The following is a 22,586-nucleotide window of genomic DNA, read 5'->3' on the forward strand; positions in this document are numbered from 1 at the left end:
GTTCACCCGGGTCCCCTTCGTGTTTCAGGCCGCCTGGAGCCCTTCGATGGGCAGCTCCACCACGAAGGTGGAGCCCAGGCCCGGCTTGCTGTCCACGGTGATGCGGCCGCCGTGCGCCTCCACCACCTGCCGGGCAATCCACAGCCCCAGGCCCAGGCCGCCGTAGTTGCGGCCGGGCACCGCGCGCTCGAAGCGCTCGAAGATGCGCGCGCGGTCCTCCTCGCTGATGCCAATGCCCTGGTCGCGCACGGTGAGGCGCGCGGTGCCGTCCTCGGCGGCCACGCACACCGCGATGGGGCGGCCCTGGCCGTACTTCGCCGCGTTCGCCAGCAGGTTCGTCACCACCTGGTCGATGCGCTGCTTGTCATACCGGCCGACGAGCGGCGTGCCCGCGTCCAGCGTCACCGTCACGCCCATCTTCTCCACCTCGTCGCGCAGCCGGGCCACCGCCCTGCCCACCACGGCGGTGAGGTCCACGTCGTTCAGGTCCAACGCCAGCCGGCCCGTGGTGAGCTGCGACACGTCCAGCAGCGTCTCCATCAGCGCGTGCAGCCGCTGCACCTGCCGGCCGGCGGACTCCAGCGGGCTCTTCGCGCGGCCCAGCGCCTCGTCCCCCAGGCTGCGCTCCAGCCGCTCCAGGTGCAGGCGGAAGGCGGCCAGCGGCGTCTTGAGCTCGTGGCTCGCCACCGCCAGGAAGTCGTCCCGGGCCTGGAGGCTCTCGCGCAGCGACTGGGCGAGCAGCTCCTGGCGCAGGGTTTCGCGGCGCATGCGCGACAGCTCCAGCATGGAGCGCACGCGCGCCACCAGCTCCCGCGCGCTGAAGGGCTTCACCAGGTAGTCGTCCGCGCCCGCCTCCAGCCCCTCCACCGCGGACTCCTCCCCGGCGCGGGCGGACAGCATCACCACGGGGACGGCGCGCGTGGACGGCATCTCGCGCAGGGCGCGCAGGAGGCCGAAGCCGCCCAGCCGGGGCATCATCACGTCCGTCAGCACCAGCTCCGGCGGCTGCGCGCGCGCGGCCGCCAGCGCGGCCTGACCGTCCGTGGCCAGCGTCACGTCGAACGACGGGGACAGCACGCGGTCCACGTACTCGCGCATGTCCGCGTTGTCGTCCACCACCAGCACGCGGGCCCGGGGCGCGTCCCTGTCCCCTCCTTCCGCCAGCGGTGACGCGGCTTCCAGCGCGCGGGGCGCGGGCTCCGCGTCCGACCAGCGCTCGGCCTCCTGGAGGAAGGGGCGCACGCCCGGGGCGGTGGACTGCCGCTGGCGCGAAGCCTGGAGGCGGTCCGCGGGCAGGTGCGCATGGCCCCGGGGAATGCGGACGGTGAAGGTGGTGCCCCTGTCCTCCTCGCTCTCCACGGCCACGTCGCCCCCGTGCAGCGCCACCAGCTCGCGCACCAGCGCCAGCCCGATGCCGGTGCCTTCGTGGGTGCGGCTTCGCGCGTTGCGCACGCGGTGGAAGCGCTCGAAGAGGTGGGGCAGCTCCGCCGCGGGGATGCCCGTGCCCGTGTCGGTGACGCGCAGGAGGACGTCGTGGCCCCGGACCTCCTGCCGCACGACGATGCCGCCGTGGAAGGTGAACTTGAGGGCGTTGGAGAGCAGGTTGAAGACAACCTTCTCCCACATCTGCCGGTCCACGTAGACGGGCTCCGGCAGCTCGCCGCACTCCACGCGGAAGGACAGGCCGGTGCGCTCGATGGCGGAGCGGAAGTGGCCGGTGAGGTCGCGGGTGAAGACGGCCAGGTCGGTGGGCTCGAAGCTGGAGTCGATGCGGCCCGCCTCCAGCCGGCTGAAGTCCAGGAGCGTGTTCACCAGCCGCAGCAGGCGGCCCGCGTTGCGGTGCACGAGCTCCAGGTCCTTGCGCGCGCCTTCCGTCACCGGCACCTGCGCGAGCACGTCCTCCAGCGGCCCCAGCATCAGCGTGAGCGGCGTGCGGAACTCGTGGGAGATGTTGTGGAAGAAGGCCGTCTTCGCCCGGTCCAGCTCCGCCAGCGCCTCCGCCCGCTGGCGCTCCTCCTCGTAGGCGCGCGCGTTGCGCAGCGACACCGCCACCTGCGCGCTCAGCAGTTCGGAGAAGGAGGCGTGCCCCTCGTCGAAGGCGCGGTTGGGGGACAGCGCGGTGACCAGCACTCCCAGCGGCGCGGCCGTGCCCGCCCCGGCGAGCGGCTGGAGGAGGAGCGTTCCCACCGAGTCCCCGAAGGGGCCGCCCTCGAGGGCCAGGAGCGCCTCCAGACCGTCGCGCAGCACCCGCTCGCCTTCGAGCGCGCGCAGGTACGGGGCCGCCTCCCGCGAGTCCACGTCCAGCAGGACGGTCTTCGGGCTCAGCGGCCCACCGCGCTCGATGCCCACGGCCCCGCACAGCGTCAGCGACCGGCCATCCTCCGAGCACAGGTAGATGAGCGCGCACGGCACGTCCAGCGGATGATCCGCCAGGGCCTTCGCCAGGTCACCGCACGTCTTCGTCACGCTGCGCGTGTCCGACGCCTGGGCGGACAGGTCGCGCAACAGCCGCATGCGCCGCTCGCTCAGCACCCGCGGCGTCACCTCCGCGCACACCGCGAGCATGCCGCCGATGGCGCCCGTGTCGTCGTAGGCGGGCGCGTGGCTGACGTCGAAGTAGGACTCCTCGCGGTAGCCGCTGCGGTTGAGGAGCAGCCGGAGCGCGGGCACCCAGCTGGCGACGCCCGTCGTCATCGCCTCCCGCACCAGCGGCTCCAGCGAATCCCACGCCTCCGCCAGCGTGCCGCGGATGTCCGTGCCCAGCGCGGCCGGGTGCTTGTCGCCAATCACCAGCGAATAGGCGTCGTTGTAGAACTGGGTGAGCCGCGGGCCCCAGGTGAGGATCATGGGGTAGCGCGACCCGAGCAGCGTCTTCACGAGCATCTTGAGGCTCGTGGGCCAGGAGGCCACGGGACCCACCGGCGAGGCGTCCCAATCATGCGCGCGCACCAACGCGTGCATCTGGCTGCTACCGGTGAAGAGGGTCTCCGGAGTCTGCGGCGGAACGTCCTGATTCATCGCGGGCGCTGCTCCTCACGTCACGTCAGCGAGCCATTTCCCTATGCCGGGTTCCAATCGCTGCCCACTGGAAAAATGCCCATCCGTCCGGAGTGGAGCACCTTCCGGGGGCCTGGCTGGCCGCCTGCTTGGACAGGGCGGGCGGGCTGTCCTTCGCCGGGCACCGGTCTCACCTTGGAAGAGATGATGCCATCCCCCCAGGCCGAATCCCGGGTGCTGCGCGAGAAACATCCCACCGAGGGCGCGGAGCGCGGCCGGCTGTCACCCCGCCGCGAGGCCCTGCTCCAGGCGCGCATCAAGGACCTGTCCCTGCGGCTGGGGGGCACGCCCCTGGAGCGATACATCGCGCAATTACACGCGGAGCTGGAGGCGAAGGGGCTGTCCTTCAAGCCCCAGTGCTACCTGTCCGACGAATGGGGCTGTCCGTCGGGGGTGCCCGTCATCGGCCTTCCATTCTACCTGGCGGATCCGGAGCTCCTGTCCATCGAGGCGGAGCTGGGAGGCAGCGCGGAGACGGAGGCCGAAATCCTCATGTATCTGCGACACGAGGCGGGCCACGCGTTCAACTACGCCTACCGCCTCTATGACACGGACGAGTGGCGCCGCGTGTTCGGCGACTACGGCCGGCCGTATCAGGATGATTACAAGCCGCGGCCCTTCTCGCGCCGGTACGTCTTCCACATCTCCGGCTGGTACGCGCAGAAGCACCCGGACGAGGACTTCGCGGAGACCTTCGCCGTGTGGCTCACGCCGGGCAGCGACTGGGCGAAGCGCTACCAGGGCTGGGGCGCGCTCAAGAAGCTCCACTACGTGGAGGACATCGCGAAGCGGCTGGGCCGCACGACACCACCCGTGCAGCTGGCCGAGCCGGACTTCACCACCGAGGAGATGGAGGGCACCGTCCAGGACCACTACCGCCAGCGCGAGCTGGACGAGAAGGTGGACGTGGAGCTGCGCAACGCCTTCGACCACGCGCTGGAGGACATCTTCTGGGGCCCGGGAGAGGCGCCGGTGAGCGCGGCGACGCTGGTGCAGGCGGAACGCCAGCGCCTGCTGTCCACCGTGGGCCACTACGCGGGGGTGAGCCGGGGCGTGGTGCGCGCGCTCGTGGACCATCTGGCGGAACGCACCGCCGCGCTGAACCTCACCCTGCACCCGGACGACAGCCGTGAGGCGGCGATGCAGCTCGCGTCGCTCGTCACCGTCCTGGCGATGAACTACCTGCACACCGACCGTTTCTTCGAGGACTGACATGCCCGTGAAGGCTCTTCGCATCGCCGTCCTCCACTACCAGCCCAAGAACGACACCCCCGACCCCGTGGTGACGCAGGTGAGCGCGGCCCTGCGCGCGGCCGGCCATGAACCGGTGGACGTGCGCGTGGATGAAAGCGTCTCCGACCTGGTGCGGCTCGTCACCCGCGCCCGCGCGGACCTGGTGTTCAACCTCTGCGAGACGTTCGCGGAGGACTACCGGCTGGAGGTCAACGTCGCGGCGGTGCTGGAGCTGGCGCGCATGCCCTTCACGGGCTCCGGCACCGCGGGCCTGCTGCTCGCGCAGGACAAGGTGCTCACCAAGCAGCTGCTCCAGTTCCACGGCGTGCTCACGCCCCGGTTCGCCACCTTCGACGGCATCTCCTTCCAGGCGAATGGCGACCTGTCCTTCCCGCTGGTGGTGAAGCCCGCACGGTCGGATGCGTCCATGGGACTGGGAGTCGAGAAGGACATGGAGGGGCTGGCGCGGCGGGTGAAGAAGATCCGCGAGGAGTACGACGACGAGGCGCTGGCGGAGGAGTTCATCGAGGGGCGCGAGCTGTACGTCGGCGTGGTGGGGGACGCGGCGAAGCCGGAGGTGCTGCCGGTGGTGGAGCTGGACTTCGGTTCGCGGTGGAACCGCAAGCGGATGAAGATCGCCAACCGCGAGGTGAAGTTCGGCCCGGAGACGCCGGGCAGTCCGCACCTGGTGCTGCCCACGGACCTGTCGGACGAACTGGCGGGCCGCATCGGCCGCGCGGCCGTCACGGCGTTCCGCGCGCTCAAGCTGCGGGACTACGCGCGCATCGACTTCCGCGTGTCCAGCCGCACGAACGAGCCCTACCTCCTGGAGGTGAACCCCAACCCCTACCTGGAGACCCAGTGCGAGGTGGCCATGGGGGCGAAAGAGCGCGGCCTGAGCTACGAGGCGCTGGTGCAGCGCATCGTGGACACCGCGGCCCGGCGCCACGGCCTGGGAGTGGCCACCAAGGCCACCGCCGGCGCGCCCGCCCGGGACGCCGCCCCCGCCCCGCACTGACGCGAGGGCCGGCCGTCCTGTCGCGCCAGTGACGCCCTCCCGCCCCGGGCCCGGATTCCGGTGGCCCGGCCGGGGGCGTTGCTCTATGGGGGATGGGTGATTCGCCGTCAGTTCCTGGACCATGCCAAGGCCGTGGCCCGCTTCGCGCCCGTGCGGCCCGCGGTGAAGGCCGGCCTCCGGGCCGCGCTCGCGTTCTTCGTGCCCACCGTGGTGGGCACCGCGCTGCACCTGCCCGGCGCGCTGTGGCTCGCGGTGGGCGGCTTCAACACGTCCTTCGTGGACAAGGGCGGCTCCTACCACGCCCGCTTCCGCGCCATGGCCAGCACGGCGCTGGCGGCGGCGGTGTCCGCGGTGCTGGGCGGCCTGGCGGGAATGCACCCCGCGCTGGCCATTCCCGCCACCGTGTTGTGGGTGACGGCGTGGAGCTTCGCGGGCGTGTACGGCGCGGCGGCGAACCTCACCGGCAACATCGCCGCCACCACCTTCGTCATCTCGCTGGGCCTGCCCGCGGCCTCGGCCCTGGGCGCGCTGGAGTCCGGCCTGGCGGTGCTGGGGGGCTCCGCGTGGGCCATGGTGCTGTCGCTGGTGCTCTGGCCCATCCGCCCCTACCGGCCCGCGCGCAAGGCGGTGGCGGCGTGCTTCGACGCGGTGGCGGACTACGCGGAAGGGCTGTCGCGCACCGTCCAGGGCGCTCGCGAGGACGCCTGGCAGACCCTCATCCAGGAGCAGCACGGGCGCATCCGCGAGGTGCTGGAGGTGGCGCGCACCACGCTCGCGGCCACGCGCCAGGGCCGGGGCGAGCGCGGCCGGGGTGAGCGGCTGCTGGTGCTGCTGGAGGCCGCGGACGCGATGTTCATGGGGCTCATCGCCCTGGGTGAACAGCTGGAGAGCCTGGGCCCGCCGGTGAGCGGTCCGTCGGCGGACCCTCGCGCGGCGGTGGCCGTGGCGCTGCTGGAGTGCGCGAACACGGCGCGGGACCTGGTGGTGCTGGTGGAGCAGGAGGGCCGCAGCCGCAGGCCCCAGCCGGACTGGGACGGCCGCGCGCTGCGCGACACGCTCACGGACCTGGACGCGCGCGGACTCGTCACGCGGCTGGAGCGGGCGCGGCTGTCGGACATCGCGCGGCTGCTCACGGAGATGCGCGAGCGCGCGGACGTGGCGCTGGACACCGCGTGCCGGCTGCCCGGCCCGCTCACGGGGGCCCCGCCTCCGGCGCGCGAGCTGGCGGAGGAGTCCCATGCATCCCTGATGGATCCGGTGCGCGCGCACCTCACGCTGGACTCGGAGGTGCTGCGGCACGCGCTGCGCGTGGGCCTCACCACCACGGCGGCGGTGTGGATCGCCAGCGTGTTCCGGCCGAACCACGGCTATTGGGTGACCATCACCGTCCTCACCATCATGCAGCCGTACACCGGGCCCACCTTCCTCAAGGCGCTCCAACGGGTGCTGGGCACGGTGGTGGGCGGCCTGCTGGCCATCGCGGTCGCGTCGTGGCTCCAGAACCCGCACGCGATGATGGGCCTGCTGTTCTGCACCGCGGCCCTGTGCGTGAGCCTCATCCCGCTCAACTACGGGCTGTTCACCGTCTTCGCCACGCTCACCTTCGTGCTGCTGGCGGAGATGGGCAGCGGGGACTGGACGCTGGCGCCGGTGCGCATCGTCAACACGCTCATCGGCGGAGGGCTGGCGCTCGCGGGCACGTTCTTCCTCTGGCAGCGCTCGGAGGAGGAACGCTTCCCGGCGCAGCTGGCGGATGCGCTGCGCGCGGACCGCGAGTTCTTCGACGTGCTGGCCCGCGCGTGGCAGCGCGAGGGGCCCCCGGACGCGTCGGCGCTCACGGAGGTGCGCCGCAAGCTGGGGCTGGCCACCATCAACGCGGAGACATCCTTCCAGCGCCTGCTCAACGAGCCGCGCTGGCGCACGGAGGCGGTGGAGCCGCTGATGACGCTGCTCGCCTTCACCCGGCGGTACGCCGCCGTCTGCACCCTCCTCGCGTCACGGCGCTCCGTGCCCTCCACCCCCGCGGTGCAGGAGTCCCTGTCGCGCTTCGCACGCGCCATGGACGCGAGCATGGAGGACCTGGCGGACTCGGTGCTCCACAACCGCCGCCCCAAGCCCCTGCCCGCCTTCGACGCGCTCATCGGCTGGAACGTCCCCACGCCAGACGAAGCCGGGGCCGCGCTGGGCGCCGAAGCCCCCCTGCTCCAGTCCCAGCTCGAACGGCTCGCGCGCCAGCTCGCCGTGCTCCACACCGCCGCCACCCGCCGGCTGGAGTCCCTGCCCCTCGCCACGGCCGACGCACGGCCATCCACGATTAACGGGCCATAGCAGAACAACTTGAATAGACTGCTCGACTCCCCCTTGGTGTCCGGAGTCCCGCATGTCCCCCTGGTTGTCCCGTGTCCCCCTGCAGGGCCTGCTGCTGGCCGCCTCCACCCTCCTGCCGCCCGCCGCGAGCGCGGCGAACGAGACGGTGCGGGTGTGGCTGACGACGACGTCGGGCAGCACGCTGTCGAAGAAGCTCAACGCCGAGGCGAACAAGGTGTTCGCCACGGAAGCCGGCAGCGCGACGGCCATCGACGTGAATGACGGCGTGACGTACCAGACGGTTGACGGGTTCGGCGGCGCGCTCACGGATGCGTCCGCGTGGCTCATCTTCAACTCGCCGCAGCGCACGGCCATCATGAACGACCTGTTCAGCGTGGGCGCGGGCTCGGGCCAGAGCGCCATCCGGCTGCCCATGGGCGCGTCGGACTTCTCGCGCAACAACTACACCTACGACGACACCTGCTGCGACCTGAACGACTTCTCCGTGGGCCACGACGCGGCGTACATCCTGCCGCTGCTCCAGCAGGCGCGCGCCATCAACCCGGAGCTGAAGGTGTTCGCGCTGCCGTGGAGCGCGCCCGCGTGGATGAAGTTCAACAACTCGCTCACCGGCGGCGGCTACCTGCGCAATGACCTGTACGGCCTCTACGCGAACTACTTCGTGCGCTTCGTGCAGGCGTACCAGGCGAACGGCGTGCCCATCCACGCGCTGAGCCCCCAGAACGAGCCGCACAACGCCAACGGCGGCTACCCGACGATGCAGATGGAGTCCAACGACCAGTCCATCTTCACGGCCCAGCACCTGCGCCCGGCGCTCAACGCCGCGGGCTTCAACGGCGTGAAGCTGCTGGCGTGGGACCACAACTGGTACGACGGCACGGGCCCCGCGGGCTACCCGCATGAGGTGATGGCCTACAACGGCGGGCAGGCGCAGAACGCCGTCGCGGGCGTGGCCTACCACTGCTACGAGAGCCCCGAGGGCAGCTACAGCGTCCAGTCCGCCTTCCACACCGCGTACCCCGCCAAGGAGGTGCACTTCACGGAGTGCACCGGCGGCTTCTGGGCCACCAACGCCGCCGCGAACCTGGAGTGGGCGCTGCAGAACAACCTCTTCGGGCCGCTGCGCAACTGGTCGCGCACGTCCTTCTACTGGAACCTGGCGTTGGACCCGAACCACGGGCCGCGCGTGGGCGGCTGCGCGGACTGCCGGGGCATGTTCACGGTGGACAACGCCACGGGCACGTACACGCGCAACGAGGAGTACTACGCGTGGGCGCACCTGGCGAAGGTGGTGCGGCCGGGCGCGGTGCGCGTGGGCGCCACGTCGCTGGGCAACAACAACATCGAGACGCTCGCCTTCAAGAACCCGGACGGCTCGCACGCGCTCGTCGCGCTGAACTCCAACGACGGCGCCACGCTGTCCTTCAAGGTCCGCTGGGGCGGGCAGGCCTTCGAGTACACGCTGCCGCCGCGCTCGGTGGCGTCCTTCCAGTGGGGCGGGACGTCCGGCACGCAGGGGCCGTGGTACCGGCTGATCAACAAGGCCACGGGCAAGTGCGTGGACATCGTGGGTCCGTCCGCGGCGGACGGCACCGGGCTGCACCAGTGGGCGTGCCACACGGGTTCGAGCCAGCAGTGGGCCCTGGTGGCCACCGACAGCGGCTATTCGCGGCTGGTGTCGCGCTACAGCGGCAAGGTGGTGGACGTGGCGGATGTGAGCAGCGCGGACGGCGCGCGCGTGCAGGAGTGGTCCTGGGCGGGCGGCGCGAACCAGCAGTTCAAGCCCGTGGCCACCACCGGCGGCTACACCCGCTTCGAGGCCCGCCACAGCGGCAAGGTCCTGGACGTGAGCAACTGCTGGACGAGCGGCGACGGGGCCGCCCTCCAGCAGTGGGTCTGGTCCAACAACGACTGCCAGCAGTTCCGCCTGGAAGCCATGCCCTGATCAGGGCACCGTCGCGAGGAACGCATCGAGCAGGGCGTTCACCTGCTCGGGCGCGTCCAGCCGCACCCAGTGCCCCGTGCCCGTCACCTGCTTGAACGGCAGCCCCGGGAACAGGCCCACGCCGTGTCCTGGAAGCCTGCGTCCGGCGGCCTGCCTGGGGAAAGGCGGACGTCTCCAGCGCAAGTTCCGTCCGGCGGACAACACCCGGCAGGACGTCCGCCACACTCCGTCGGCTCTTTTTGGATGCGAGTGGTTCCATTCCCCGCCCGTGCCTCCACCTTGAGGGGGCACAGGCCCGTGAACTCCTCCGCTCCACAAGACCTCCAGGGTGCCCGTCCCACCATCACGGTCCTCAACGTCAACGACGACCCGGCGACGCTGTACCTGCTGAGCCTCACGCTGAAGCAGGGCGGCTACCAGGTGCTCGAGGCCACGGGTGGGCGCGAGGCGCTCCGGCTTGCCCAGGGGCGGCCCGACCTGGTGCTGCTGGACGTGCACATGCCGGACATCGACGGCTACGAGGTGTGCCGCCGCCTGCGCGCGGACGAGTCCACGCACGACCTGCTCATCGCCCACCTGTCGTCCGTGTCCGTGCGGCGCGAGGACCGCGTGCGGGGGCTCGCGCAAGGCGCGGATGCGTACTGGACGCGGCCGCTGGGCGAGGACGAACTGCTCGCCAACATCGAGGCGCTCCTGCGCCTTCAGGCCCGCGCCCGGGACGCCGTGCGCGCGCGCGACAGCTTCCTCCGCATCGCGGCGCATGAGCTGAGGACGCCCCTCACCGTGCTGCGCCTCAACCTGGAGCGCGCGGTGGAGATGGTGGTGAACGACGCGGAGGCGCACGGCCCCGTGGAGAAGCGCCTGACGCCCGCGGTGCGCCAGCTCACGCGGCTGCAGAACCTGGTGGACAACCTGCTGGACGTGTCGCGCCTGTCCACGCAAGAGATGGCGCTCCAGGTGGACACGGTGGACTTCTCCCAACTGGTGCGCGAGCAGGTGGAGCGCTTCCAGGCCCCCGCCCGCAGCGCGAACGTGGAGCTGGAGACCGTCCTGCCCGGCGCGCCCGTCCTCCTCTTTGGCGACCGGCGCATGCTGGAGCAGGCCGTGGGCCACCTGCTGTCCAATGCCGTCAAGTTCGGCCAGGACCGGCCCGCGAAGGCGCGCCTGTCCACGCACGAGGGCCAGGCGGTGCTGGCGGTGGAGGACCAGGGCGTGGGCATCGCGCCGGAGGACCAGGAGCGCATCTTCCGCCGCTTCGAGCGGGTGCCGTCCGCCGGAAGGTTCGAAGGGCTGGGCCTGGGGCTCTACCTGGCCCGGGAGATCGCCGCCGCGCACGACGGCACGCTGAGCGTGAAGAGCGCCCTGGGCCAGGGCGCGTGTTTCGAACTGAGGCTGCCCCTGCATCGCACCCAGCGGTACTGACATCCCAGAGGAGAAAGATTCGTGGCGAACAGCGAAGCTTCGGACGGTGGCAAAAAGTCCGACGAAGGAAAGAGCCCGACGAAGCGGCTCGTCACCGGAGTGCCCCGCCTGGACTTCATCACCAAGGGCGGTCTCATCCAGGGCTCCTCCTACGCCATCATCGGGCCCCCGGGCTCCGGCAAGACGGTGCTGGCCAACCAGATTGCCTTCCAGCACGTGCAGAACGGCGGCAAGGCCCTCTACGTGACGCTGCTGTCGGAGTCGCACGGGCGCATGCTGGAGAACCTGTCGCAGATGACGTTCTACGACGCCAGCGTCATCCCGGACCGGCTCCAGTACCTGAGCGGCTACCGCGACCTGGAGCGGGACGGGCTCAAGGGCCTGCTGGAGCTCTTGCGCAAGAACGCCCAGGTGCACGGCACCACGCTGCTCATCATCGACGGCATGGACGCGGCGAAGGAGTTCGCCCGCTCGGACCTGAGCTTCAAGCGCTTCCTCCAGGACCTGCAGACCTTCTGCAGCATCCTGGGGTGCACCACGCTGCTGCTCGCCCCGCATCACGAGGGGGAGATCCACCCGGAGAACACCGCGGTGGATGGCATCTTCGAACTGTCGCTGTGGCTGCACGGGCCCCGCGCGGTGCGCGAGCTCATCGCCATCAAGTTCCGCGGCGGGCCGTCACTGCTGGGCCGCCACGAGGTGGAGATCTCCAACCAGGGCATCCTCATCCACCCGCGCACGGAGGTGCAGTTCGCGCACCCCGCCGCGGAGGGGCGCGAGGACCGCATCCGCATGCCCTTCGGCATTCCCCGACTGGACGAAGCCCTCCGGGGCGGGGTGCTGTCCGGATCCACCACGCTGCTGCTGGGCGCGCCCGGCACGGGCAAGACGCTCCTGGGGCTGAACTTCCTCCTCCAGGGCGCGCGCGAGGGCCAGCCGGGCGTCTACTTCGGCTTCTTCGAAACGCCCCCCCGCCTCATCGAGAAGGCGGAAGGCACCGGCATGGGGGACCTCAAGAAGTACGTGGACGAGGGCCTCATCGAAATCCAGTGGCAGCCACCGCTGGAGCACAACATGGACTCGCTGGCGGAGCGGCTGCTGGAGCGCATCGAGGAGCGCAAGGTGGACCGCCTGCGCCTGTTCATCGACGGCGTGTCCGGCTTCCGCTCCGCCGCCGTGTACCCGGACCGCCTGGGCCGCTTCTTCTCCGCGCTCACCCACCAACTGCGGATGATGGACGTCACCACGCTGTATTCCGATGAGACGCCCCTGTTCAGCCCCGGCGTGGACATGCCCCAGCCGGAGGCCGCGTCCACCGTGGAGAACGTCATCCTGGTGCGCTACGTGGAGCTGCGCTCGCAGCTCTACCGGCTGCTCTCCATCATGAAGATGCGTGAGAGCGCCTACGACAGCGGCATCCGCGAGTTCTCCATCAGCGAGAAGGGCATCCAGGTGGCGGGCACCTTCGAGAGCGCGGAGAGCATCCTCACCGGACACGCGCGCCTGTCCGGTGGCGAAGCCTCCCGGCCCGGCCGCGTGAAGGCCCCCCTGGGCGCGAGCAAGAAGCAGGGCCGCAAGGCGCCCGCGAAGAAGAAGCCGGCCGCGAGGAAGGCCCCGGCGGGCACGTCCCGGCGGAGGCGTTCATGAAGACCGTGCTCGTCGTGGACGATGAGCAGGACATCGCGGAAGCCATCCAGGCCATCCTGGAAGAGGAACAGCTGCGCGTCGTCATCTGCGGCAACGGCCGCGAGGCCCTGGCCAGACTCAAGGACGAGAAGCCCGACCTGGCCATCATCGACGTGATGATGCCCGTGATGAACGGCTACGAAACCATCGACGCCATCCGCAAGGACGGCACCCTCCACTTCCCCATCCTCGTCATGAGCGCCATCCAGCCGCCCAAGGCCAAGGCCGAGGAACAGCAGTGGGCCGGCTTCCTCAAGAAGCCCTTCTCCCTGCGCGACCTGGTGGACACCGTGGAGCGGCTGACGTCGTCGTAGGTCCAGCTCTCACTTTTTCAACGCAAAGCACCCGCACCGGGCAGGCAGCCGGCGCGGGTGCTTCCGGTTGAAATCGAAATATCGCGCGCGCACAGTGAGGCCACCTGACGCGGCGCATCCATGCACACTGAAGTCGAGACGAATCCCCCCCGTGAGCCCGGCCTGTTCCGGCTCACCTGGCCCATCTTCTTCGAAATCTTCCTCTTCATGCTGATGGGCACGGCGGACACGCTGATGCTCAGCGGCGTGTCGGACGCCGCCGTGTCCGCGGTGGGCGTCGTCAACCAGTACGTCTTCATCTGCATCCTGGTGATGGAGGTGGTGAGCCACGGCGCGTCCATCGTCGTGTCGCAGTACCTGGGCGCGAAGCGCGGCGCGGAGGCGGCGCGCATCGCGGCGCAGGCCATCACGATGAACTTCCTCTTGGGGCTCGCGGTGAGCGGCGGGCTGCTGTTGTCCGCGGACACCATCCTGGGGCGGATGAACCTGGAGCCGCGGACGCTGGCGTACGCGAGCACCTACTGGCACATCGCGGGCGGCTTCCTGTTCCTGCAGGCGCTCATCAACGTCTTCTCCAGCCTCATCCGCACGTACGGCTTCACGCGGCAGTCCATGTACGTGGCCATGGGCATGAACGTGGTGCACGTGGCGGGCAACTGGGTGCTCATCTTCGGGCACTTCGGCATGCCGGCGCACGGCGTGGCGGGCGCGGCGATGTCCACCGTCTTCAGCCGCGCGATGGCGGTGGGCGTCTTCGCGTGGATGCTCTGGCGGGTGATGGACGTGCGCATGCAGCCGCGCAACTTCGTGGCGCTGACGCGCGACTACGTGCGGAAGATTCTGCGAGTGGGCGTGCCGTCCGCGGTGGAGCAGATGACGTACCACGCGTGCCAGACGGTGTTCCTGTACTACGTGACGTACCTGGGCCCGGTGGCGCTGGCGTCGCGGCAGTACGCCAACGCCATGTCCCAGTACGTGTTCCTGTGCAGCCTGGCCATCGGCATGGGCACGTCCATCATCGTGGGACGGCTGGTGGGCGCGAAGCGTTCACAGGACGCGTACGCGCGCGTGCTCAAGAGCCTCAAGTGGAGCATCGGCATCACGGTGGCGGTGGACGTGACGGCCATCCTCTTCCGCGAGCCGCTCATCCGCCTCTTCACCCACGACGGCGACATCCTGCGGATGACGTCGCAGGTGCTGGTGCTGAGCCTGCTGCTGGAGACGGGCCGCTCGTTCAACCTGGTGCTGGTGAACGCGCTGCGTGCCGCGGGTGACGCCACCTTCCCGGTGATGATGGCGATGCTGTCCATGGTCTGCATGAGCCTGCCCCTGGGCTACTACCTGGTGTTCCACCTGCAGTTGGGGCTCGCGGGGGTGTGGCTGGCGGTGGCCGCGGATGAGTGGACGCGCGGCCTGGCCATGTGGCTGCGCTGGCGAAGCCGCGCGTGGGAGCGCCAGTCGCTGGTGTCCCCGGCGGAGGCGCCGGTGGTGATGGCGCACTAGCGGCTTCCACGCGTCGACAGGTTTCGGACACGGGGTCTACGATGGCCCCGTCATGCCCACGCGCCTGCGCATCATCCACTTCGACGTGTCCCAGGGAGAGTCCTCCCTCATCAGCCTGCTGCCCGCGGGCGGCACGGAACGGCACATCCTCATCGACGGCGGCAAGCTGGGCCGCGGCCGGTACGTGCTGCGCATCCTGAAGAAGCTGGGCGTCACGAAGCTGGACGCCGCCGTGTGCACGCACCCGGACGGAGACCACCACGAGGGGCTCACCCCGGTGGTGGAGGGCCTCACCGTCACGGCGCTCTACGCCCCCGCGCACGTCTCCGACAGCCACAAGTACGACAAGCTCAAGCTCGCCTGCGGGCTGCACGGCACCACCTGGAGGGACGCGGCCGTCGGCAACAAGCTCATCGACGCCAACGACTGCCTGCTGAAGATCGTCCACGTGGGGCGAGGCACCGTGAGTGACGACAACCCGGCGAGCATCGGCTGCACGCTGAAGTTCCACGACTTCACCTACTTCACCGCCGGGGACCTGCCCTACGAAGACGAGGAGCGCCTGGGGCTGGGCCACATGTGCGCGTTCAAGTGCGGCCACCACGGCGCGGAGACGAGCACCTCCGCGAAGTTCGTGAAGGCCCTGAAGCCCACCGCCGCGTTCATCTCCGCGGGGCACCACAACCACGACCATCCCCGCCAGTCGGTGTTGGACATCCTCTGCGGCTCGAAGCCGCTGCAGCGCTTCTATGTCACCAACTGCGAGCCCGACCGGACGGGCTTCGTGGGCCGCAGCGGCGCGAAGCCCAAGGGCTTCGCCGCCAGCGTCCGGCCGAGCGGGGTGCTGGGCCACCTGGTCCTCTACACCGACGACACGCTCGCCCAGCAGCACGACGGCACGGGCGTCACCTTCCGGGTGGCGCACCCCTCGGATCCGGGAACGGGCTTCGCCTGGAAGTGGTACGCGCACGTCTGCACGAAGGAGAACCACGTCCCGGAGACCGCGCCGCCGCCAGTCACGTCGCCCTTGAGCGACACGGAGCTGCCGGTGTTCGACCTGGTGACGCTGTCCACCACCATCCAGGCGCTGCGGAACACCACGCCCACCTACAGCTTCGCCAACCTGGTGAGCGACTCCCAGTCCCCGTACTTCAACATGCCCGGCAGCCCCATCCGGGACTTCGTGAAGGACCCGGACAACTTCCTGAAGGACACCAGCTCCAAGAAGCGCAAGAACAGCGGCAGCACCGCGCCCAAACCCAAGCGCGTCTACGTCCACCCGAATGACACCCAGCGCATGGCGAAGTGCGTGTGGTGCGACAGGGCCGCGGGGAAGACGGTGAAGTACCTGGCCACCTGCGGCTGCGACATGGACTGGTACGTGTGCCCCCGGTGCAAGGACCAGGAGGACGACGAGGTCCCCTGCGACGACTACCTCATCTCCGCCTGAGCGGGCTCGCATTCCCGCCTCCAGGTGCACGCCTGCCCAGCACGCCTGCACGGGGCGGCCGGGCGGGCGTGTCCCAGGGGGCCCCTTCCCCCGGACGCGTGGCATCCCACTTTTGGTGGGCCGCGTTTCGGCCCAACCCGGGAGAGGTCCATGCTCGCAGTCGTCTACAAGCAGAACAGCCAGGTGAAGGTGGAGGAGGTCGAGGACCCCAAGGTGGAGGCGCCCACCGACGCCATCATCCGCGTCACCTCCGCCGGTATCTGTGGCAGCGATCTGCACATGTACGAGGGCCGCACCGCGTCCAAGGCCGGACAGGTGTTCGGCCATGAGAACATGGGCGTCGTGGAGCAGGTGGGCCCCGGCGTGACGAGCATCAAGAAGGGCGACCGCGTGGTGCTGCCCTTCAACATCGCCTGCGGCACCTGCTTCGACTGCGTGCGCGGCCGCACCGAGGCGTGCCTCATCGCCAACCCGGAGGCGCCGCACGCGGGCTACGGCTACGCGGGCATGGGCCCGTACCGGGGCGGACAGGCGGAGCTGCTGCGGGTGCCCTGGGCGGACTTCAACTGCCTGAAGCTGCCCGGACAGCCGGGCGACGACCTGGAGGACGACTTCCTCCTCCTGTCGGACGTGTTCCCCACCGCCTACCACGGCACGGAGCTGGCGAACGTGCGGCCGGGCGCCACGGTCGCCGTCTTCGGCGCGGGGCCCGTGGGCCTGCTCGCCGGCTACTGCGCGCTGCTGCGCGGCGCCTCGGAGGTCTACGTGGTGGACAGCGTCCCGGAGCGCCTGGCCAAGGTGAAGGAGATGGGCGCCATCCCCATCGACTTCACCAAGGGCGACCCGGTGAAGCAGATCATGGACCTGCGCCGCGGCAACCCGCTCATCATGGGCGCGCTGCGCTCCGGTGAGGAGAAGGCCCTGGGCGTGATGTGCGGCATCGACGCCGTGGGCTACCAGTCGCGCGACAACAAGGGCGCGGACGCGCACGGCGGCCGGGAGAAGCCCACCCAGGTGCTGGAGCAGCTGGTGGAGCTGGTGAACCCCACGGGCTCCATTGGCGTCGTGGGCGTCTACATCGCGCCGGATCCGGGCGCGAAGGACGAGAACGCCAAGCAGGGCATCTACCCGCTGCCGTGGGCCAAGGTGTTCGACAAGGGCATCACCGTGGGCACCGGCCAGACGCCGGTGAAGCGCTACAACTACTTCCTGCGCGACCTGATCATCGCGGGCCGCGCCAAGCCTGGCATGATCGTCAGCCACCGCCTGCCGCTGCAGGACGCGCCGGACGCGTACAAGAAGTTCGACGCCCGCAAGGACGGCTACACCAAGGTCATCCTCAAGCCCCAGCTCAGCCCCAAGGCCCGCGCTTAAGGCCTCACCGGCTCCAGGCCCCAGGGTGCGCGTGCACCCCGGGGTCCTGGCGGTATAAGGTTTGACGGTGGACGCCCTGGACAAACCCTCGACCCTGCTGGTGGTCGAGAGCTACGACGACCTGCGCGAGGCCCTGGCGGCCCTCCTGGTGCTGGAGGGCTACACGGTGATGTCCGTGGCCACGGCCACGCAGGCGCTGGACGTGCTGTCCCAAATCCCCCAAATCCCCTCCCTGGTGCTGCTCAGCCTGATGCTGCGCAACCCGGAGGATCAGCGCTTCCTCGCCCGGCTGCGGAACCTGGACCTGACGTCGCGGCTGCCGGTGCTGGCGCTCACCGCGGACCCCGACCTCCAGGCGGCCCCGCCGGGGACCGTGGGCCTGCTGGGCAAGCCGGTGCGCACGGAGGTGCTCCTGGCCGCCGTGGACCGCTACCGGACCCGGCACTGAGGGCCCGTCCACAGGGGCGGATGTAGGCATGGAAAGGCCGCAACCGTGGGCGGCAAGGGTCGATAATCCATCAACGTCCACCGGCTCGGTGGTTCGAGGGGGAGACCCATCATGTCCAGAATCGGTGAATCCATTGGCGGCGCCATCGCGGCGCGAGTGCAGCAGGCCCTGACCCCGGAGGTCCGCCCGACGCCTCCGCCGCCCGCCGCGCCCGTCGCGCGGCGCCCTTCCGACACCTTCGAGTCCGCGCCCGCCGCCCGTCGTGGCGGCCCCGCGCTGGGGGGTTCCACTCCCGCGGCCACGCCCACCCCGGTGGGCACGTCCGGCACGGCGGTGCAGACGAACGGCACCACGGTGGCGGACTACCAGGTGGGTCCTCCCCGCCGCCCGGACATCCACCACGACAACGGCTTCCTGCAGAACCCCAACGACCCCAACGACCCGAACCCCATCCCCACGGAGAGCCCGGGCCTGGGTGACTACGCGGCGCTGGCCGAGTGGGAAGTGAAGCTCCGGGGCGCGCGCGCCCTCCAGGGCGTTCCGGGCGTGCCGCACAACAACATCCCGGATGGCCTGGACACGTACGACCACTTCCTGCACGGCAACGGGGCGGACCGGCACTTCGACTACGAGCGCTTCGTCAGCACGGACCCCGCCGGCCAGGCGGTGCTCACCAACTCCACGCGTGACACGCAGCAGGCGGCGGAGGCCACCTACAACCAGATGATCGCGCAGGACCCGTCGCTGGCCGGCAAGCCGGTGACGTTCCAGATCACCGGTTCGCAGATTGGCGTGGGCTCCAGTGAGCAGTTCCCCTACCCGGAGACGGAGAACTGGCAGAAGGCCATTGGCGGCCACTCCATCTGGAACAGCGCGACCGTGACGGTGTACCCGCCGGAGACGCCGGGCGGGAAGCCCCGCTTCGAGATGGACATGACGCTCCACGCGGAGGACCGCTACAACTTCAACCCGGGCCAGCAGGACATCAACACCGGCACGCCGGACGCGGCCAACGGCCGGCTGGAGCGCACGGGCCTGGGGCACCAGTACACCAACTACGGCACGCTCCAGCGCCATGTGACGTGGGACCAGGGGAGCCCGGAGAATGCGACGTCGCGTCCCATCGGTGGCCGGTAGGCACACGCTCGCTACCACCCTGCTGCTGGGGTGTGTTTCGCTGGCCTGCGACAAGCCCTCAGGGGGGAGTGCATCCATGACGACAGAGACGGCCGCACCGGCGGCGAAGACGGGGACGGACCTGGAGACGCTGGAGAAGACCGTGACGCTGCCGCGCCGCCCCCAGGCGGTGCAGTGGCGTCACTCTCCTCGAGGCATCCCGGGCGGACTGGGCCCCACGGACACGCAGTTCCTGGCGGTGCTGGAGTACCCGGCGGCGGAAGGCCAGGCGCTCCAGGCCGCGCTGAAGCCCACGCGGCTGACGGTGAAGGTGGATGACGGCGGGTGGCTGCCGCAGGCCACCCGCGACGCCCTGAAGGGGGCCACCGCATACGACGCGGCGCCCTTCTTCAAGGGCTCGCTGCGCCAGGGCACCGTGTTCCAGCTGCCCCAGTCCAACACCTTCGTGCTGGTGCTCTTCAGCAGCTGAGCCCGCACGGATAGAACGAAGCACCAGGGGCCCGGCCGCGAACGCTCGCGACCGGGCCTTTGTTTTTCGCGCGCTACGGCGTGCCTTCAGGCCGGGACTTCTTCGTGGGCGTCGTGCCGTGCCGCGCGGTGCGCTGCGCGCCGGACGTGTCCCCCGCGCCGCTGTCCGCGCCGCTGATGATGGCGCTCACCAGCAGGAAGGCGTTGAGGCGCAGCTGCATGAAGTTGTTCTCCACCTTCGGCGGCTGCTGCATGCGCAGGGTGCGGTCCTCGCCCTGCTGGTGCTTGGGCCACTCGGTCGCGGACGCGGGCGCGCCGGTGCGGGCGAACTGGAGCAGCCAGCCGCTCACCTGGCGCGAGTACGAGCGGTCCTCCTCGGAGAGCACGTCCTGCGTGGGCGGGCAGCGGGCCACGGTGTCCAGGAAGTACGGGACGTCCGAACCGTGGGGGACGCCGTCGGGGAACTCCGGGCGCAGCTCCTTGGCGGTGTATTCGAAGTAGTAGCGCCACGCGTGGGAGACCTTCTGGTGCAGGTCCGCGACCTGCCGGGGGATGAGCGTGAAGACGATGTCGCGGCACACCTGCCGGGCCAGCTCCTCGTCGGGCGTCACCCCCGGGTAGAGGATGCCGATGGGCACGTTCTGATCGCGGAGCGCCTGGAGGATGTCCATGGGGTCGCGGCCCATGGCCTCCATCACGCTCACGTCGTCGCTGGTGCTGCCCAGGATGAGCGGCACGCGCGCCTGCTGCTGGGCCTTGAAGGTGGACAGGATGGACTGGGGCATCACCGTGTCGCCGCACACGGCCACGGGCGCCAGGGAGTGCTCCGGCGGCTGCGACCAGAAGGCGTCCGCGGGCAGCTTGCGCAGGCGCTCCGGCGTCGCCTCCGCGTCCGGCACGCCCATGCCCCGGATGAGCGCCTCGCCCTTGGGCAGCGCCTTCTCCAGGGGCACCTCGTCCAGGCCGTACACGCTCATCGCCACGCCCCGGTGGAAGTAGGGCCGCGCGGCCTCCATGCAGAAGAGGGACAGCACGCTCTTGGCGCCCGCCGACTGGCCAATGAGGGTGACGTTGTCCACGTCCCCGCCGAACTTCGCGATGTTGCGGTTCACCCACTGGAGGGCCGCGACCTGATCCAACAGGCCGAAGTTGGCCGCGCCGCCGCCGGGCTCCCGCTGCAGCGCCGGGTGGGCCAGGAAGCCCAGGTGGCCCAGGCGGTAGTTGAGCGTGACGAGGATGGCGTCCCGCGACGCCACGGGCACGCCGGTGTACGGAGGCAGGCCGCTGGCGCCAATCACATACGCGCCGCCGTGGATCCACACGATGACGGGCAGCTTCGCCTGGGCGTCCACGCGGGGCGTCCAGACGTTGAGGTAGAGGCAGTCCTCGGCCATGGGAACCGGGTCGCCGCCACCGCCCGCGATGCAGGCCTCACGCGACTGGAGCGAGGAGTGGCCGAACTTCGACACCTGACGGATGTGCTTCCAGGGAATGACCGGGGCGGGCGGACGCCACCGCAGCGCGCCCACGGGGGGCTGGGCGTAGGGAATGCCCTTGAAGGCATACACCCCATCCTCGACAATGCCTTGCAGTTGACCTTCGACGGTGCTGACGACCGGAGCGGACTGCTGGACCATGTTTGGAACCCCCCACGAGACCCGGCACGCCAGGAGCCGGGCGGAAGCGAAGTAGAGGGTTGGCCCATGCAAGTCAATGCGATGGACCTCAAAGACAATCACCCGTCCGCAAGGCGACGGACCCCCAGACCGCGGAGCATCAGGGCAATGCCATACCGAGTTCCCGCAGCAGCAGGCGGGCGACGGCCTCGTAGTCACCGTCGAAGTGGTGTCCTCCCTTGAGCAGCAGGGCGTGGGTGCCGGGCACGCCGGCCAGCGTGGGGCAGAGGCTGTCGGACAGCTCCTGGTCGCCGTAGAGGCAGAGCACCGGCGTCCCGTTCAAGGCGCGCACGTCCGGGAGCACCGCGTTCGTGGGCCGGCCCTTGCCGCCAAAGAGGTCGGTGACGTGCACCTCGAACTCCGCCTCCTTGCCGGGCGCGAACAGCGCGACCAGCCGCACACGGGCGCGCAGCTCCTCCGGCAGGCGCGCCGCGATGGCCGGCACGACATCCGCGCCGCGCGAGTACCCCACCAGCACCACGCGCTGCTTGCCCCATCTGGCCAGGAAGTGGCGCAGCGCGCGGGCCACGTCCGCGGACGTCTCCTCCGGCGTGCGGCGCTTCCAGAAGTAGCGCAGCGAGTTGAAGCCCACGACGGGGATGCCCTGCTCGGCCAGCGACTCGGAGACGGACTGGTCCAGGCTGGCCCAGCCGCCGTCGCCGGTGACGAAGAGCGCCAGTGTGTCGCCCTGGGTGTCGGACGTCGCGGGGACCTCCACCAACGGCAGCCCGTTCACGGACGCGTCGCCCGTGAGCCCTTCACCGCCCGCGTCCGGTGGTGGCGCGGACGTGGACACGGGGGGCAGGTGCTCCGCGGCGAGCGGCACCCCGGCGGCCTCATGGGCGGCCAGGAGCGGCCCCTGCCACGCGGACACGGGCATGCGGGCCAGGCCCGGGCCCGGCACCCGCAGCACGCGGCTTGTCTTCAGCGTGCGGGTGAAGTCGTGCGCGGCCTTCACCGGGTGGTCAGCGTCGTGGTCCGCGACGAGCAGCACCCACGGCTCCGTCAGCGCACGCGCCGGGGCCAGCCGCTCGCGCGCGCCCGGGGCCACGCGCGAGCGCACGAGCCCCGCGCCCGGACAGAAGGCCGCGGTCGTCGCCAGCTCCGGCGTGAAGTCCACGCTCACCGCGCCCCGGAACGTCCCCGGAGGGGCCTGGGCCAGCGCCGCGTAGGCCACCGCCGCGCCCGTGCCCTCCCCCACGAGGACGGGGTGCAGGTACTCGGGCAGCATCGCGTGCTGCTGGTAGCCCTGGCTCAGCACCTCCAGGTCGCCCGCCGGGTACGCGCACCGCGTGCCCTTCTCCAGCGCGCGCAGGTAGGCCTTCGCGTCCACCGCGAGCACCAGCGCGCCGTGCGAGGCCAGCGCCAACGACAGCTCCGAGGCCCGGCCCTGATCCGCCGGCCCCTCCGCCAGCAGCAGCACCACCGTCGTAGGCGCGCCCGGAGGCGTCACCACCGTGACGTGGCCGAAGCGGCCTCCCGGGTGAAGCGTCTCCACGGCCGGCGCGGCGGAGGGAACGGGGGCGG

17 protein-coding genes are annotated in these 22,586 nt (G+C 70.6%); 13 read left to right on the forward strand and 4 right to left on the reverse strand.

Features of this window, described 5'->3' with window-relative positions; translation table 11 throughout:
• Positions 1 to 24: 24 nt before the first annotated feature.
• Complete coding sequence (locus tag D7X32_RS19515; protein ID WP_120604077.1) at positions 25 to 3,018, reverse strand: hybrid sensor histidine kinase/response regulator; 2,994 nt, start codon at positions 3,016 to 3,018, stop codon at positions 25 to 27.
• A gap of 183 nt (positions 3,019 to 3,201) precedes the next feature.
• Between D7X32_RS19515 and D7X32_RS19520 the strand changes: the two genes are divergently transcribed.
• From D7X32_RS19520 to D7X32_RS19535, 4 genes are all read left to right on the forward strand, one after another.
• A complete protein-coding gene (locus tag D7X32_RS19520) occupies positions 3,202 to 4,269 on the forward strand; it encodes a putative zinc-binding metallopeptidase (RefSeq protein ID WP_244239088.1) in 1,068 nt (355 codons plus the stop codon).
• A gap of 1 nt (position 4,270) precedes the next feature.
• Positions 4,271 to 5,308, forward strand: coding sequence for a D-alanine--D-alanine ligase family protein (locus D7X32_RS19525; RefSeq protein ID WP_120604078.1), 1,038 nt, complete (start codon positions 4,271 to 4,273; stop codon positions 5,306 to 5,308).
• A gap of 96 nt (positions 5,309 to 5,404) precedes the next feature.
• A complete protein-coding gene (locus D7X32_RS19530; protein WP_244239089.1) occupies positions 5,405 to 7,636 on the forward strand; it encodes an FUSC family protein in 2,232 nt (743 codons plus the stop codon).
• Positions 7,637 to 7,688: 52 nt separating this feature from the next.
• Positions 7,689 to 9,581, forward strand: coding sequence for an RICIN domain-containing protein (locus D7X32_RS19535; protein ID WP_120604079.1), 1,893 nt, complete (start codon positions 7,689 to 7,691; stop codon positions 9,579 to 9,581).
• Here the strand turns inward: D7X32_RS19535 and D7X32_RS47850 are convergent, their stop codons facing one another.
• Positions 9,582 to 9,701, reverse strand: coding sequence for an alpha/beta fold hydrolase (locus tag D7X32_RS47850; RefSeq protein ID WP_369333693.1), 120 nt, complete (start codon positions 9,699 to 9,701; stop codon positions 9,582 to 9,584). It lies immediately after the preceding gene.
• Between the two features lie 177 nt (positions 9,702 to 9,878).
• Here D7X32_RS47850 and D7X32_RS19545 point away from each other — a divergent pair, with 177 nt between their 5' ends.
• The 9 genes from D7X32_RS19545 to D7X32_RS19585 all read left to right on the forward strand — a co-directional run bounded on the left by D7X32_RS19545 (position 9,879) and on the right by D7X32_RS19585 (position 19,384).
• Positions 9,879 to 11,003, forward strand: a complete 1,125-nt coding sequence (locus tag D7X32_RS19545) for a hybrid sensor histidine kinase/response regulator (RefSeq protein ID WP_244239090.1) — start codon at positions 9,879 to 9,881, stop codon at positions 11,001 to 11,003.
• 21 nt (positions 11,004 to 11,024) lie between these two features.
• Positions 11,025 to 12,650, forward strand: a complete 1,626-nt coding sequence (locus tag D7X32_RS19550) for a DUF7125 family protein (RefSeq protein ID WP_120604081.1) — start codon at positions 11,025 to 11,027, stop codon at positions 12,648 to 12,650.
• Positions 12,647 to 13,003: a response regulator transcription factor gene (locus D7X32_RS19555; protein WP_120604082.1), complete on the forward strand. Its 357-nt coding sequence runs from the start codon at positions 12,647 to 12,649 to the stop codon at positions 13,001 to 13,003. The genes D7X32_RS19550 and D7X32_RS19555 overlap by 4 nt, the downstream gene beginning before the upstream one ends.
• 120 nt (positions 13,004 to 13,123) lie before the next feature.
• Positions 13,124 to 14,506: an MATE family efflux transporter gene (locus tag D7X32_RS19560; protein WP_120604083.1), complete on the forward strand. Its 1,383-nt coding sequence runs from the start codon at positions 13,124 to 13,126 to the stop codon at positions 14,504 to 14,506.
• A 52-nt stretch (positions 14,507 to 14,558) separates the two neighbouring features.
• The gene (locus tag D7X32_RS19565; protein WP_120604084.1) at positions 14,559 to 15,956 is read left to right on the forward strand and encodes a ComEC/Rec2 family competence protein; all 1,398 of its coding nucleotides are present in this window, start codon (positions 14,559 to 14,561) and stop codon (positions 15,954 to 15,956) included.
• A gap of 150 nt (positions 15,957 to 16,106) precedes the next feature.
• On the forward strand, positions 16,107 to 17,330 hold the full coding sequence (locus D7X32_RS19570; protein ID WP_120604085.1) for a glutathione-independent formaldehyde dehydrogenase: 1,224 nt from the start codon (positions 16,107 to 16,109) through the stop codon (positions 17,328 to 17,330).
• Positions 17,331 to 17,397: 67 nt separating this feature from the next.
• The gene (locus D7X32_RS19575) at positions 17,398 to 17,778 is read left to right on the forward strand and encodes a response regulator (RefSeq protein ID WP_158625717.1); all 381 of its coding nucleotides are present in this window, start codon (positions 17,398 to 17,400) and stop codon (positions 17,776 to 17,778) included.
• A gap of 111 nt (positions 17,779 to 17,889) precedes the next feature.
• Positions 17,890 to 18,915 (forward strand): hypothetical protein, encoded by a 1,026-nt coding sequence (locus D7X32_RS19580; protein WP_120604087.1) that lies wholly within the window; start codon positions 17,890 to 17,892, stop codon positions 18,913 to 18,915.
• 76 nt (positions 18,916 to 18,991) lie between these two features.
• The gene (locus D7X32_RS19585) at positions 18,992 to 19,384 is read left to right on the forward strand and encodes a hypothetical protein (RefSeq protein WP_120604088.1); all 393 of its coding nucleotides are present in this window, start codon (positions 18,992 to 18,994) and stop codon (positions 19,382 to 19,384) included.
• A gap of 73 nt (positions 19,385 to 19,457) precedes the next feature.
• Here D7X32_RS19585 and D7X32_RS19590 read toward each other — a convergent pair whose 3' ends face one another.
• Both D7X32_RS19590 and D7X32_RS19595 read right to left on the reverse strand, forming a co-directional pair.
• Positions 19,458 to 21,020, reverse strand: a complete 1,563-nt coding sequence (locus D7X32_RS19590; protein WP_120604089.1) for a carboxylesterase/lipase family protein — start codon at positions 21,018 to 21,020, stop codon at positions 19,458 to 19,460.
• A 139-nt stretch (positions 21,021 to 21,159) separates the two neighbouring features.
• Positions 21,160 to 22,586: AcvB/VirJ family lysyl-phosphatidylglycerol hydrolase (locus tag D7X32_RS19595; RefSeq protein ID WP_253900006.1), on the reverse strand; the 1,427-nt coding region annotated here is incomplete at its 5' end.

It is taken from the genome of Corallococcus carmarthensis (assembly GCF_003611695.1).
GTDB classification, from domain to species: domain Bacteria; phylum Myxococcota; class Myxococcia; order Myxococcales; family Myxococcaceae; genus Corallococcus; species Corallococcus carmarthensis.

Excerpts from the sequence above, each read along its gene's own strand:
- D7X32_RS19525 (WP_120604078.1), top strand. The coding sequence starts at position 4,271 with ATGCCCGTGAAGGCTCTTCGCATCGCCGTCCTCCACTACCAGCCCAAG.
- D7X32_RS19560 (WP_120604083.1), top strand. The coding sequence starts at position 13,124 with ATGCACACTGAAGTCGAGACGAATCCCCCCCGTGAGCCCGGCCTGTTC.
- D7X32_RS19585 (WP_120604088.1), top strand. The coding sequence starts at position 18,992 with ATGACGACAGAGACGGCCGCACCGGCGGCGAAGACGGGGACGGACCTG.
- D7X32_RS19555 (WP_120604082.1), top strand. The coding sequence starts at position 12,647 with ATGAAGACCGTGCTCGTCGTGGACGATGAGCAGGACATCGCGGAAGCC.
- D7X32_RS19590 (WP_120604089.1), bottom strand. The coding sequence starts at position 21,020 with ATGGTCCAGCAGTCCGCTCCGGTCGTCAGCACCGTCGAAGGTCAACTG.
- D7X32_RS19535 (WP_120604079.1), top strand. The coding sequence starts at position 7,689 with ATGTCCCCCTGGTTGTCCCGTGTCCCCCTGCAGGGCCTGCTGCTGGCC.
- D7X32_RS19520 (WP_244239088.1), top strand. The coding sequence starts at position 3,202 with ATGATGCCATCCCCCCAGGCCGAATCCCGGGTGCTGCGCGAGAAACAT.
- D7X32_RS19570 (WP_120604085.1), top strand. The coding sequence starts at position 16,107 with ATGCTCGCAGTCGTCTACAAGCAGAACAGCCAGGTGAAGGTGGAGGAG.
- D7X32_RS19515 (WP_120604077.1), bottom strand. The coding sequence starts at position 3,018 with ATGAATCAGGACGTTCCGCCGCAGACTCCGGAGACCCTCTTCACCGGT.
- D7X32_RS19580 (WP_120604087.1), top strand. The coding sequence starts at position 17,890 with ATGTCCAGAATCGGTGAATCCATTGGCGGCGCCATCGCGGCGCGAGTG.
- D7X32_RS19565 (WP_120604084.1), top strand. The coding sequence starts at position 14,559 with ATGCCCACGCGCCTGCGCATCATCCACTTCGACGTGTCCCAGGGAGAG.